Source organism: Gilvimarinus sp. 1_MG-2023 (assembly GCF_030548285.1).
In genome coordinates this window covers 1-13,620 of record NZ_JAUOSC010000011.1, presented here as the reverse complement: position 1 = coordinate 13,620, position 13,620 = coordinate 1, and the positions used below count along the sequence as shown (strand labels likewise).

Sequence of the window (13,620 nt, the reverse complement as noted above, 5' to 3'; positions counted from 1 at the left end):
TTTATGGCGAATAATTCGAATAACGTGGTAATTTCTGATGCTGAGTGACGGGTTAGCCCTAATAGGCGCCCCCGACTGACACTCGCCTTTACACCGTAAAGTGGGCGATCTGTTTGCCCAGTTTTTGCGCTGTTGCGTCTAACTCATTGGCCGTTGCCGTGGATTGCTGGGCACTGTTATGCGCGTTTTGCACCATGGTGACTACGTGGGTAACATTTTTATTAATTTCTTCCGAGGCGTAGCTCTGCTCTTCGGCCGCGGTTGCAATTTGCGTGTTCATGTCCAAAATACTGGAAATCGCCTCTGAGATAGCGCGAATGGCAGTGCCGGTCTCGTCCATTAAACCCACCGTTTGTTGGGTTTTATCACGGCTTATTTCCATCGCCTGAGCCGCACCGGAGGCACCACTTTGCACCGCCTCAATAATTTGTTGAATCTCCGCGGTCGACTCTTGCGTGCGCTGCGCCAAGGCGCGAACTTCATCGGCGACTACAGCAAAGCCTCGGCCCTGCTCACCGGCCCGGGCAGCTTCAATAGCGGCGTTAAGAGCGAGCAAGTTGGTTTGCTCGGCAATGCCTTTAATCACACCCAAAACATGCCCAATACGGTCGCTCTCGGCCTCCAGCTGCGCCATCGACTGGCTGACATCCTCCACCTGTGCGGCCAACTCATTGATGGAGGTGACAGTGTTTTCCATCACGCTTATACCGCTTTTAGCATTGTCATCGGCACTGCCAGCAGCCTCGGCCGCGCCGGCGGCATTGCTGGCCACTTCTTGCACGGTGGAAGACATTTCATTCACCGCGGCGGCCACCTGGTCGGTAGAGTGTTCCGTCTCACTGATATGACGGGCAATATCGCTAGCGGTTTGGTTAATATCGGCCGACGCCTCTCCCAACTGATGTGAGGTATCTTTAACCGAGGCAACAACTCCCCGAATTTCGCGTTGCATTTGCGCCAAATTATCCCCTAACTGGCCCAACTCGTCGGAGCGCCGTAGCTGAAAGTCTTGGGAAAAGTCGCCTCCCGACATAACACCAATATGCTGCATGACAGCCCGTAGGGGTTTAATCAAGCTGGAGGCTAACAGCCACCAGAGCACGGCCATGGCTATCAAGGCTACCGCAAAAGTCGCAATCTGCGCCCAAAAAGCGACCCGAGCACTTAACGCCTGAACCTGCTCGGCAGTAGCCTCTACATCGGCTTTAATAAGATCGGCGGCCTCCTGTAACAACCTGCTGGGCTCACGGTCTATACCGGAAACAGCCTGATCCCCCGCTTGATGGTTGTAGCCCGAGGCCACAAAAGCATCGAACCCACGTTCGTACTGGCCAAAAGCTTTTTCATGGGCGGAAAGAAATTCGCGCGTTAAACGCGCGCTCTGCCCCGCGTCTAGCTGGCGCAATAAGTTGGCTCCTTGGGTTTGAATCGCATGATGGTAGTCTGCAAATCGACCCCAGTATTTATCGAGCTGAGCTGAGTCAGAACCGCGGATAAGAACATTTTTCCACTCTTGTACCTGAACTTTAAACTGAAAATTCATGCTATTAATCTGACGCTCTTGCGCAATATTGACATCAACCAGCTGGTTGTAACTGTCAATTTGCTTATTTAGCATCGAAATAGCCACTTCGGCCGCCACCAACAACCCCATTAGACCAATCCCAACCACCACCATCAGGCGTGTTTGCACACTCTCGGTTATCCAGCGCATATTTTCTTCCTCTGCGATTCTTTACAAGTCCGGCTCGCTACCGGACCCAAATCCAATTATTTCAGTATAGGGGACTTTTGACGCCGCGGCGGGCCTTCTATGCTTAGCCGGGGTCAGGTGAATCGAGATCAATCGTCGCTGAGAAGATCCAACTCTTCTTGTATCTGCAACCACGCCTCTTCTGCGGAGGCCAGGTTCTGCTGGGCATCGGCTTGGGCTTGCAAAAGCGGCTGTAATCGTTCTTTTTGTGCGTCCTCGTAAAGCGATGTGTCGGCTAATTGCGCTTCAACTTTAGCCACCTCGGCGGTGAACTTATCCACCTGTGACTCTTGCTTTTTAAGGGACTTGATCAGGGTTTTTTTCTGTTCTCGCTGGGCGTTAGTCGCTTGGCTTTTAACCTTGTTTACCGGTTTGTCTGACCCTTTACTCGCCGGTGCTTGTTTGCGTTTATAATCAATCAGCCAGTGGTGGTACTCCTCTAGCGTGCCATCAAATTCCTTTACCTTACCGTCTGCGACCAATAACCACTCATCAATTGTATTGCGCAGTAAATGTCGATCGTGCGACACCACAATGACCGCTCCCGGATAATCTTGCAGCGCCATGGTAAGCGCCTGGCGCATTTCTAAGTCCAAGTGGTTGGTCGGTTCGTCCAGTAAAAGCACATTCGGGGTTTGCCAGGCAATCAACGCCAGAGCCAAGCGGGCCTTCTCCCCGCCCGAGAAGTGATTGATAGTCTCAAAAGCGCGATCGCCCTGAAAATCGAAGCCACCCAAAAAGTTACGTATCTGCTGCTCGCTCGCCTTGGGACTTATTCTTTGAATATGCAAGGCCGCACTGGCCTGTAAGTCGAGTGCCTCCAGTTGGTGTTGGGCAAAATAACCCAGACGAAAATGCTCCCCGGTGACCCGATCACCTGTCATGGGCGACAACAAACCGGCAATGGTTTTAATTAAGCTCGATTTACCCGCCCCGTTCGGCCCTAATAAGCCCACGCGCTGGCCGGGGGCAATATTAATATTCACGTCTGCCAATATTTTTTTATCGGCATAACCGACATCCACTTTGTTCAGCACCAGTAACGGATCAGAAACTTTATCGTGAGCGGGAAAGGTAAAAGTAAAGGGCGAGTCGACATGAGCCGGGGCAATCGCCTCCATACGTTCTAACTGTTTGATCCGGCTCTGCGCCTGCTTGGCTTTGGTTGCTTTGGCCCGAAAGCGGCGAATATAGCTCTCTAAATGCTCAACTTTTTCCTGCTGTTTGACAAAAGCTGCCTGCTGTTGCGCCAGGCGCTCGGCGCGCTGCTTTTCATAGGCCGAATAGTTGCCGCTGTAGGCGACCAATTTTCCGGACTCAATACTGACAATGCGACCAACGACATTGTCGAGAAAGTCACGGTCGTGGGAGATAATCAAAAGGGTGCCGGAGTACGCCTGCAGCCACCCCTCCAGCCACAGCGTGGCATCTAAATCCAAGTGGTTGGTGGGCTCATCCAATAACAATAAATCCGATGGGCTCATCAGCGCTTGGGCCAAGTTAAGCCGAATACGCCAGCCACCCGAAAAATCCGTCACCGGCCGCGCATGATCACTATTAGCAAAGCCTAAACCGTCCAACAACTGAGCCGCGCGCGAAGCCGCGGTATAGCCATCTAAGTGTTCTAATTCGCCGTATAAGTGGGCCAGTTTCTCGCCGTCATCACCAGCGTTAGCGATGGCCTGCTCCAAGCTGCGCAGGGCTTTATCGCCGTCGAGAATATAGTCTAAAGCACTGCGCTCTACATCAGTCACCTCTTGCGCCATGTGCGACAGCCGCCACTGAACGGGAATATCCAACCGGCCGGCATCCACCTGCAATTGCTTTAACAACAGTTTAAAGAGCGACGATTTACCGCTGCCATTAGCGCCGATAATACCCAGTTTTTGCCCGGGAAAAATGGATAAATCGACCTCTTCCAGCAGAAATTTACTGCCCCGCTGTAAGCTCACGCCTTCTAATGCAATCATGGAATTTAAATGCCTGTTAAACTGATGGGCAAATCGCCCCCAACACCGCAGCCATAGGGCTCCGTGAAAATATGTGCGAACCTTACACAGATATTTGGCAATTTGCCACGACGCTCTACCGCCAGCCAGGTATAGAGCCCCTGTGTCTTGAGTTGCAGCAAACTTATGATGTGAATGTGCCGCTTTTACTGTGGCTGGTGTGGTGCGATGCCCAGAGCGGTATCGATGAGCAAACTCTGCAGGCGGGGCTAGAGCTGGCGACACACTGGCAAGAGCAAGTGATTACGCCGCTGCGCTCGGCCAGGGCCTGGATGAAAGCATCCCTTTGCTTAAGCGAGCCGGAAAAAACATTGCGCGCAGACATCAAAGACTGTGAACTGCGCACCGAACAACATCTATTGCGCCAATTGCAGGAGTTATCGCGTCAGGGGCCTCGCCCTTGCGACACCAAAGGTCAGGCCGCTATGGATTACCTTTTGCGGCTTAGCAGCCAACCGGACCTCTGCCAGCGGGCACTACACGCCTTACACCAAGCGGCTAAACAGACATAAAAAAGCCCTGCAATACAGGGCTTTTTTTGTGCCAACGCGTGTTTATTCGTCAAATAAACTGCCACTTTTAGGCACGGCCGGGCTGTCGGGTACCGGCGTCGGTTTGGGCTTGTCGGCATCGGTGGGCTCTATCATATGAGCACCCATATGATTGGGCAATGGATTGGGCGCGACCACACCGGTTTCAACTTCAACCTTTTTCTTTGTCTCAGCCGGGGCAGATACGGTAGAGGGGCTGACCGGATCAGGTTGAGGCGCTGGTGTCACTGCCGGTTTTTTTACAGATTTTTTAACTGGCTTTTTAGCCGCTACCGATTTACTAGCGGCTTTTTTTGCGGGCGGAGCTTTAACCGCCGGCGCTGCTTTAGAAGCGGAGCCCGGAGAGGTTTTTTTCCGCGCAGTGCGTTTAGCCTTAGCTTTTTGCTCAGCTCGCTTTTGTTTGGCGGCTAACGCTTTTAGCTCTTTTGCTTCCAGTTTTGCCAGTTGCTGGGCATATTGTTGCGCCTGCTTTGCATCGGCAAGCGCCTGGTTAGCGGCGCTGAACTCAGCGGTAAGGGTCGTCACCAATTTTTGCTGCGCATTGAGAGCGGCAATCGCCTTGGCCAGCCGTGTTTTGGCCGCTGCCGTGGGCTTTGCCTTGGCGGCAGCCGATTTTTTTGCTTTTAATGTGGCCAGCTTTTTCTTACCGGCATCGAGTTTTTTCTTGCTTGCCACCTGCGCTTTTTCCGCAGCGCTCAGCTGCTTACTACGCTCGCGAGCAATCTGATTTTGTACCGAGGCAATCTCTTTTTCCAATTGCGCAACCGACAAAGCAGTTTTCCTTTTGGCAGCCATTGTAAAAACCCTTCTAATTTGTGAGATGAAAGATAAATCGGTCAGAGTAGTTCGTGAGGTTTATTGTAAACTCATCACTGATAAAAGTGTACGCCTCAACCATGCTTTTCATGGTCAATAATACCTATTCGCCCAGCTTGATACTGTGACCACATCCAGATAGCCCCAAGCCTTGAAGTTAACCCAACCAGACCCATATAACCCTTTATCTCGAAGGCCGATGGTGGTGCTATTTATCAATCCCGGCCCAAGGTACCCAAACTGTTGCTCAGTTGCGTTACTATAGGCGCTGCACAACAGGCCGCCGGCTTATGCAATAACTCGCAACCGAGCGGTAATAACAAGGTCGGATATACCGATCGGCCATCATATGTGGATTTGGTGGTTCAATACACGACAACTATATGGGTTTTCTATGATGAACAAGCGTTTACTGATGACTGGCGTGCTGTGTTCCGCCGCGGTGTTGGCTGGTTGCAACCAGGGCGACTCTGAAGCCACTAAAGAGGTCACTCTCGACACCATCGAGCAAAAAGTTAACTACATTGCGGCTCTTAATATAGCCTCTAACTTTAAAAACCGCGACGTACCCATTGAAGTAGACGCTTTTAACAAAGCCTTAACCGATGTGCGCGATGACGTTGAGCCCATGCTCAGCCGCGAAGAGATGCAAGAGGTTATGCAGCAATTCCAGGAGCAACAAATGGAGCTGCAACAACAGCGTCAAAAAGAGCTGGCCGATAAGCACAAGCAAGAAGGCGAAACATTTTTATCTGACAACGCCTCCAAAGAAGGTGTTGAGCTAACCGAGAGTGGCTTACAGTATAAAGTACTGGAGCAGGGTGACGGCATCAAGCCCGGCCCTATGGACACCGTGACCGTTCACTACGAAGGCCGCCTGATTGATGGCACTGTTTTCGACAGTTCTTACGAGCGCGAAAAAACCACCTCTTTTGCTCTGAACCAAGTGATCCCAGGCTGGACCGAAGGTTTACAGTTGATGGAAACCGGCTCTAAGTACCAGTTTTATATCCCGTCCGATCTGGCCTATGGCCCCGGCGGTAACCCAGGTAGCATTCCACCCAACGCGACTCTGGTATTCGATGTTGAGCTGATTGAAGTGGAAGCGGCTGAAGCGCCAGAAGAAGCCGAAGAAACTGAAGCGGCCGCCGAGTAATTGGCCCACAAGCATTCGGCTGAACGCTGAATGCAATGTCCGCCCGGTTTCGACTGGGCGGACATTGCTTCCCAAAACCATCCCGCCCATCACATGCTCAGTAACTGAGTGTATACACAAATCCATTGCTGCCAATGGCCTTGTACTGATCACCGTGTTCGGTAAAGCTTAAATCCATCACCGCATTAGCGGTCGGTTGCCAAGCTTTACGTTTTGGCAATTGCCAGGTGTACACCTCTTCTTGCCCGTCGATATCCCACAGCTGCACACGGCCGTCGGGCCGGCCGGTCAACAGGTATTGACCATCTTGCGAAAAACGGGCGACGGTGACACTTAATCCGCGGAGCATTTTCTCTTTGCTCAAAGGTAACTGCCAGAGAACCTTCTGGCTGGCCACATCTATGATTTCTACCCGATCGTATTGGGCCGCCACAAAAGCTCGGCTGCCATCGGCCGTCAGCGCTACCCGCTGCACAGGTTCGCGGTAGATTTTTTCAAAAATAAGCTCCCCGGTTTGCGAATCCCACAGGCGGGCGGCGAAGTCTTCACCGCCGGTTAAAGCGAGCGATAAGTCGTCATTTACCGCCACCGAGTTGACTTCACCTTGATGCTCAAAGCTCTGATAAACACCACCGCCGCGCACGTTATAGAAAGCGGCGCGTCCATCCACCATACCCAACAGGGCCACATTGCCATGGCGGCCGAGGGCCAAATCGTTCACCCCGGCAGCCAGGCGCCAAAACCCTCGACTACTGCCGGTTTCGGTACTCCACAACACCAGCGATTGCTCATCCACCGTAGCGGCCCAACCGCCGTCGGGGGATATATCTGCAGCGAGCATTAAGGTGCCTAGGGCATCAGAGTGGTTCCAATTGAACAGGCGCTCGGCCCCAGGTAGGTGCCAATAACCGCCACCGTGGTACACCGAGCCGATGACCGCCCAGTTGCCATCGCGCGACAGAGCGCCACTTTGCACAGTGCGAGCGGCGACTTCCAGCGCATCGGACGGTTCGGGAACGGGAGAGCAAGCCGTGAGCAGCAGCGGGGGAATAAGAGTTAACGCAGTAAAGAATTTTTTCATGTCGCCCTTACACCTGTGTGTTTGACCACAAGTGTAGCACTTGCTGTAGGCGCAGCACCCAACCTAGGGCTGGGTTTATTGGCTTTACACCATATCTTTATGAGCGTCGTGCAATACCGCAATCATCTGATCTTCAGAAGTAAACCGCGACTCCAACACTTCCCCTAAACGGGAGAGGTCGGCATCCAGGGCAGTCAAATCATCGGTTTCCTGATACTTATCGTTAAAATCGAGGACTTCTTCGGTGGTAGCATCCACTTTTTTAAACAGTTCGGCACCTTGTTTTAGGGCCTGATCATCACCAAAGTCCTGACCTTCTTTTAACAATTGGTCATAGACTTCAAAGTGACCGGCGGAAACGTAGTCCACCATAATTTCACACATAGCACGCAGCTTGGGTCCACGGCTGTCGTCATCATTTTTTTGCGTATCAGATACAGCACAATACTTAACCAACATTTGTTGGCGTTCAGCGAGCCAGCGATCAATAATTTGACTGACGCCGCCCCAGCGTTGTTTGGCGTCTTGGCAGTTTTCCAGCATACGATGTCCCCTGGGGGTTATTAGAACTACATTGTCCGCTATATTAACACGGCGCAACGGTTAAGGCAGCGCTGTATTGGCCGATAGCGACTATGCGATAGGGTTTCGGCAGGTTATGCTGGCAGGCTTATTAGAACGGGAAAATATTATGACATTGAAGCACTGGCGCGCGCTAACCATCTTTTTGGCCCTTTTGTTCTGTCCCTTGGTATGGGCGCAAGAAGGCAGCGAAGAAGATGTCGTTGAGGGCTCCATTTATATCCCCATGGAACCACCTTTTGTCGTTAATTACGGCGGGGCGGGGCGCTTAAAGTATCTTAAAACTGAACTCTCGCTGCGGGTGCACGACGTTCATACCGCCTCAGCGGTGCGCCACCATATGCCGCTTATTCGCAATACAATCGTAATGTTGTTATCGCGTCAAAGTGAGGAATCCATCACCACCACCGATGGGGTGGAAAGGCTGCGCCAAACCGCCAAAAAGGAGATTATCGCCCTACTGGAGGCGGAGCAAAATGCCGCCGAAGTGCTGGAAGTTTACTTCAACAACCTGATTGTGCAGAAGTAGCCAGGGTTCCGTCACCGCCACACCCTTCGCAATCGCGGTATTGTCCGTAGTACGCGGCCAGATACGCTTCAAAAGTTTGATCATCGGCCGCTTCAGTCTGCGCCTGGCGCCGGAAAGAGTCACTTGCCATTTGGCTAAACGCTGCACTGTCCGTAGCGGTTAATGGCCTCTCCGCGTAGTACGTTTTGTGCCGCCCGGCCAACTCCAGCATTAAACCGTAGTAGGTTTTTTGTTCGGTTTGCATTTGTGCCAACATTTGAGCCGCTGGGGTTGGCTTTTCCCCGCTTAACTTTTGCGTCTGGTTTTCGTAGGCTTGTCGATAGCCTGTAGTGTCACAGGCTGCATCCAATAAGTCGGCACAGGCACCAATACCGGCTTGTAGCTCTTGCGCCCAATCCAGCAAGTCGCGCTCTTCGCCCCCCTGCTTCAATGTCAATTCCGGGGTTCTGCCGGCGCCGACAATACGCTTCTGATTTTCCTGTAAATCTTTGTACTCGTCGATACCGGTCTCGGGGCTGTCTTGCAACAGACAGAACAATAAGAATGCATCCAAATAATGCAGCTGTTCACTGCTAACACCCAAAGGCTCGTAGGGGTTTAAATCGACACAGCGCACTTCAACATACTCGACTCCCCCTAGGCGCAGCGCCTGCAAGGCCGTCTCACCGGCGCCGGCGGTGCGCTTGGGGCGAATGGTACTGTAAAACTCATTTTCGATTTGCAGCAAGCTGGCATTCAACTGCTGGTACTGGTTTTGCGAATCGCGTACACCAATCGCCTGGTATTCGGGATGAGGTTGGGTAATCGCGCTGCACAAGGTCTGCAAATAGTTGTCGAGCTTGTTGTAGCAAACCACCAAAGAATGCTGCGCCGCACTCTGATAACCCAAATCCCCCATGCGTAGCGAGGTAGCATAAGGTAGGTGTAAAGTGTGGTCATCCCGGCCCAATGGTTCCAGCTGATGCTCCCGGTCGCGCACAAAACTTCGACACACCGCCGGTGCAGCACCAAACAAATAGAGCAGTAGCCAAAAGTAGCGTCGGAAATTGCGAATCAGGGCAAAATATTTATCGGTTTTAAAACTTTGCAGGGACTCGGTCGAGCCTTCCATTCGTGCCAACTCGCGCCAAAAGTCGTCAGGCATAGAGAAGTTGTAGTGCACCCCGGCAATGGTTTGCATGGCACGGCCGTAGCGGTGGCCTAGTCCCAGACGATAAACAGTTTTCATTTTGCCGCTATTAGATGTGCCGTAGCGGGCCACCGGAATGGAGTTATCGCCACCCAAGGCACAGGGCATACTGCCCGGCCACAACAACTCGTCTTTTATATGCGCATAAGTAAAGCGCTGCACGTCATCGAGTTCTTTTAACGCATCGGCAATGCGCGGGTGCGGCTGAGTAATAAACTCTAACAGCGCTTCGGAGTAGTCGGTGGTGATGTGCGGGTGGGCAAACGCCGCCCCCAAGGCCTCCGGGTGGCCGGTTTGCGCCAAGGTTCCCTCGGGGGTAACTCGCAAACTCTCTTTTTCCAGGCCGCGCAAAACGCCGCGCAAGGTGCTATTGGCAGCGGGTGCTGCAAAAGCAGCCAGGTGCGCGTCTAATTGTGACAAAGTGGTGATCCTCGTTAGCCAGCGTTGGCACTGGACGGAGCAGTTTGCTCCGGCGCAGTAGGGGTGCTATCGCTCGCGGGCAAATCAAGCGCCAGCGATTCATCTTCCTTTGGAATAGGTGCCGGCAGTATAGCGGGGTCAATCATAGGGACACCGCGATCGTTTAAGGTGCAGGTCACCAAGGTTACCCGCTGACTGTAATCTTTAGAATTGACTTCAAATTTTTCGTTAACCGCCTCATCGCGATGCGGTGTGCGGTATAAGCTTGCCGCTTCACGACCATCCACCCAGGCTCGCTGCTTGCTCAAAAACAGCTGATCCTGATTCTGAATTATATAAACCTCAGACATAATAACTCGCGTTTCGAAAAGGGGGAACATTGCTTATCAAGCCCCATAATGGGGGCTTGCGGTCAGGAGTCAAGCCCAGGTTCCGAGTCAATTAAGCCGTGTCGTAAAGTTCGACAAACGGCTGGGTAAAAAGCCCCAATTAAGCACGAAATTCCCCGAACTTACTGCTGGGGAATATCCAGTAAAAAATCCGTGGGGCCGATATCCACGCCCAATTGGCTCAATAGTGTGCTGACTTGACCGCGATGATGGGTTTGATGATTAAATAAATTGCAAATCAGTTCACCAAAATCTCGTGTCGCCGCTTCGCCCTTGGCGTTTTGATAAGACAGCAACTGACTGAGTTCGGCCGGTTTCAGCTCTTCGCTCACCCAGGTCAGAATTGCTTCATCGACAATCGATCGAGCGGCCCCTAAGGCGCCGAAGCGATCATAAATGACTGTATCCAGTGTGGTTGGCTGTGGTAGCTCTTTCAGCGCCTGCAGGCTGAGGTATGCCTCACTGTGGCGACGAAAGCGATGCAGCCACAATAGATCTCCCACCATAATGTGATTTAACGTACCGAGCACAGAGCCGAAATAGGCCCCGAGCGGCTTGTTCAGTTGCTCATCGCTCAGGCTGGCGGCACCGGCGTACACCTGACGATTCATTCTGAGATTGTAGCCTGCCATTAAACGCAGGTGTGTCAGTACTTCCATATTATCCTTCTTGTCTGCTGCGGCGGCGCCTGAACGTGGCGCTTCACGGTTAGTATTCCACAGCCGACCCTCACAATACCAGCCCAAACCGACCTCGATACTGGGTAAATTTACAGTAAAATGTTATGCTTTGTTACATCAGCCACTAGCCAGAAATAAACTATTCCATGCCAGCGTCAGAACTCGTCGATCAATTAAACCAAGCCCAACATCAAGCCGTTACGGCCGATCCCGGCAATCAGTTAATTCTCGCCGGTGCCGGCAGTGGTAAAACCCGGGTATTGGTACACCGCATCGCCTGGCTGGTGCAAACGCAGGGCGTATCGCCCTACAGCATTTTGGCGGTCACTTTTACCAATAAGGCCGCGCGGGAAATGCGTGGCCGTTTGGACGAGTTATTTCGCGACGCGGGTACCCCCATCAATACCCGCAGCATGTGGGTGGGCACCTTTCACGGCCTCGCCCACCGATTGCTCAAAGCCCACTGGAAAGACGCCAAGCTGCCGCAAAACTTTCAGATTCTCGACAGCGACGACCAACTACGCCTGATCAAACGCGTGTACCAAAACCTCGGGCTAGATGCCGAGCGCTGGCCACCGCGCCAGGCACAGTGGTTTATCAACGGCCAAAAAGACGAGGGCCTGCGCGCCAAACATATTCAGGAGTCGGCCGACCCGTTTGTCCGTACTATGGCGGCGGTATACCGCGCCTACGAGGCCGATTGCGAGCGCGGCGGCTTGGTCGATTTTGCCGAGCTACTGCTGCGCGCCCACGAGCTATGGCTCAACAACCCCTCACTGCTCAGCCACTATCAAGGCCGCTTTCCCTTTATTTTGGTGGACGAGTTTCAGGACACCAACTCGGTGCAGTACGCCTGGCTGCGCGTGTTGGCGGGCGAGGCTTGTTTTGTAACCGCGGTGGGCGACGACGACCAGTCCATTTATGGCTGGCGCGGCGCCAAAATCGAAAATATTCGCCGCTTTGAAGATGAATATCCACAAACACAGGTAATTCGACTCGAGCAAAACTACCGCTCTACCGGCCATATCCTTAACGCCGCTAACGCGGTGATTGCCAACAACCAAGGCCGCTTGGGCAAAACCCTCTGGACCGAGGGGGAAGACGGGGATCCTATCTCACTCTACGCGGCCTTTAACGAGCAAGACGAAGCCCGCTTTATTGTCGAGCGCATTAACGACTGGACGGCAAAAGGCAACAGCAAAAACAGCTGCGCCATTCTCTATCGCTCCAACGCGCAATCGCGCGTGCTGGAAGAAGCCCTGCTGCGCGAAGGTATCCCCTACCGTATATACGGTGGCCAGCGCTTCTACGACCGGCTGGAAATTAAAAATGCCCTGGCCTATATGCGCCTTGCCGCCAGCCATAACGACGACCCGGCCTTTGAGCGGGTAATCAACACTCCTACGCGCGGAATCGGCGCCAAAACACTGGACGATATACGCGCCTTTGCCCTCGAGCACGGCTGCTCTTTGTGGCAAGCCTCCGAGCAGATTCTGCACAACAAGATGCTCAGCGCGCGCGCCGCCAATGCTCTACAAGGTTTTATCAGCTTAGTCGAAACCTTAACCGACAAAAGCGACGACCTGACACTGGATCAGCTCGCCCAATCGGTGCTCGACACCACAGGCCTGTACGAATTTCACAAGAAAGAAAAAGGCGAAAAAGGCCAGGCCCGCGCGGAGAACCTGGAAGAGCTGGTCACGGCTTGCGCTGCGTTCGATGCCGAGGACGAAGACGAATCCGATCTGCAGCAATTTCTCGACACCGCCGCGCTGGATGCCGGCGAGGCACAGGCTGATGAGTTTGAAGACGCCGTACAACTGATGACGCTGCACTCGGCCAAAGGGCTGGAGTTTCCGCTGGTGTTTATGGCGGGCGCAGAGGAGAATTTATTCCCCCACAAAATGTCCATCGAAGACCCGGACCGATTGGAAGAGGAGCGCCGCCTGGCCTACGTGGGTATAACCCGCGCTATGCAAAAGCTGTATATCTGTTACGCCGAAACGCGCCGCTTGTACGGTGGTGAGACGTTTAACAGCGTATCGCGCTTTGTCAAAGAAATACCCAATGAACACCTCGATGAAGTTCGCATTAAAAGCACCATCAGCCGACCGGCACGTTTGCAACCACAGGGGTCGCGCAACCCATCGCGCGGTGCCAAGGCGGGCCTGCGCTTAAGCGACTCGGGCTCAGATACCGGTTTTAAATTAGGTCAACGTGTGGAGCATAAAAAATTCGGCGAGGGCACCATTATCCACTTTGAAGGCTCTGGCCCCAGCACGCGGGTACAAATTAATTTTGATACCGAAGGCACTAAATGGCTGGTAATGCAGTACGCCAAATTAGAGGCTGTTTAGCGGGGTACGGGGCACCATCCATGGTCGCACCCGTTCTGCGTTCTGCGTTCTGCGTTCTGCGTTCTGCGTTCTGCGTTCTGCGTTCTGCGTTCTGCGTTCTGCGTTCTG

The 13,620-nt window shown here is 53.0% G+C and carries 12 protein-coding genes; 4 read left to right on the top strand and 8 right to left on the bottom strand.

Translation table 11 applies throughout. The features are described from left to right. Nucleotides 1–88: 88 nt before the first annotated feature. Together Q4563_RS12100 and Q4563_RS12095 are read right to left on the bottom strand one after the other, a co-directional pair. Nucleotides 89–1,714, bottom strand: a complete 1,626-nt coding sequence (locus Q4563_RS12100) for a methyl-accepting chemotaxis protein (RefSeq protein WP_215976675.1) — start codon at nucleotides 1,712–1,714, stop codon at nucleotides 89–91. A gap of 128 nt (nucleotides 1,715–1,842) precedes the next feature. Further along, the gene (locus Q4563_RS12095; RefSeq protein ID WP_215976674.1) at nucleotides 1,843–3,723 is read right to left on the bottom strand and encodes an ATP-binding cassette domain-containing protein; all 1,881 of its coding nucleotides are present in this window, start codon (nucleotides 3,721–3,723) and stop codon (nucleotides 1,843–1,845) included. Between the two features lie 71 nt (nucleotides 3,724–3,794). Here Q4563_RS12095 and Q4563_RS12090 point away from each other — a divergent pair, with 71 nt between their 5' ends. Further along, a complete protein-coding gene (locus Q4563_RS12090; RefSeq protein WP_215976673.1) occupies nucleotides 3,795–4,274 on the top strand; it encodes a TIGR02444 family protein in 480 nt (159 codons plus the stop codon). 42 nt (nucleotides 4,275–4,316) lie between these two features. On the opposite strand, the gene Q4563_RS12085 is transcribed toward Q4563_RS12090, so the two are convergent. Beyond that, nucleotides 4,317–5,084, bottom strand: a complete 768-nt coding sequence (locus Q4563_RS12085) for a hypothetical protein (RefSeq protein ID WP_303604656.1) — start codon at nucleotides 5,082–5,084, stop codon at nucleotides 4,317–4,319. 439 nt (nucleotides 5,085–5,523) lie between these two features. Between Q4563_RS12085 and Q4563_RS12080 the strand changes: the two genes are divergently transcribed. Beyond that, nucleotides 5,524–6,285, top strand: a complete 762-nt coding sequence (locus tag Q4563_RS12080) for an FKBP-type peptidyl-prolyl cis-trans isomerase (protein ID WP_303604655.1) — start codon at nucleotides 5,524–5,526, stop codon at nucleotides 6,283–6,285. Nucleotides 6,286–6,382: 97 nt separating this feature from the next. On the opposite strand, the gene Q4563_RS12075 is transcribed toward Q4563_RS12080, so the two are convergent. Both Q4563_RS12075 and rsd read right to left on the bottom strand, forming a co-directional pair. Next, nucleotides 6,383–7,366: a WD40 repeat domain-containing protein gene (locus tag Q4563_RS12075; RefSeq protein WP_303604654.1), complete on the bottom strand. Its 984-nt coding sequence runs from the start codon at nucleotides 7,364–7,366 to the stop codon at nucleotides 6,383–6,385. Between the two features lie 84 nt (nucleotides 7,367–7,450). Beyond that, the gene (rsd, locus tag Q4563_RS12070; protein ID WP_215976670.1) at nucleotides 7,451–7,909 is read right to left on the bottom strand and encodes a sigma D regulator; all 459 of its coding nucleotides are present in this window, start codon (nucleotides 7,907–7,909) and stop codon (nucleotides 7,451–7,453) included. Nucleotides 7,910–8,057: 148 nt separating this feature from the next. On the opposite strand from rsd, the gene Q4563_RS12065 reads away from it, so the two are divergent. Then, a complete protein-coding gene (locus Q4563_RS12065; protein WP_215976669.1) occupies nucleotides 8,058–8,477 on the top strand; it encodes a flagellar basal body-associated FliL family protein in 420 nt (139 codons plus the stop codon). On the opposite strand, the gene gshA is transcribed toward Q4563_RS12065, so the two are convergent. The 3 genes from gshA to Q4563_RS12050 form a co-directional block, all read right to left on the bottom strand. Then, entirely contained in the window at nucleotides 8,452–10,086 is a 1,635-nt protein-coding gene (gene gshA / locus Q4563_RS12060; RefSeq protein ID WP_303604653.1) for a glutamate--cysteine ligase, read from the bottom strand. The two genes, Q4563_RS12065 and gshA, sit on opposite strands and share 26 nt — an antisense overlap. A gap of 14 nt (nucleotides 10,087–10,100) precedes the next feature. Then, on the bottom strand, nucleotides 10,101–10,394 hold the full coding sequence (locus tag Q4563_RS12055) for a hypothetical protein (protein WP_215976667.1): 294 nt from the start codon (nucleotides 10,392–10,394) through the stop codon (nucleotides 10,101–10,103). A gap of 203 nt (nucleotides 10,395–10,597) precedes the next feature. Continuing rightward, complete coding sequence (locus Q4563_RS12050; protein ID WP_215976666.1) at nucleotides 10,598–11,134, bottom strand: DinB family protein; 537 nt, start codon at nucleotides 11,132–11,134, stop codon at nucleotides 10,598–10,600. A gap of 167 nt (nucleotides 11,135–11,301) precedes the next feature. Between Q4563_RS12050 and uvrD the strand changes: the two genes are divergently transcribed. Further along, nucleotides 11,302–13,512 (top strand): DNA helicase II, encoded by a 2,211-nt coding sequence (gene uvrD / locus Q4563_RS12045; RefSeq protein WP_215976665.1) that lies wholly within the window; start codon nucleotides 11,302–11,304, stop codon nucleotides 13,510–13,512. Nucleotides 13,513–13,620: the final 108 nt, after the last annotated feature.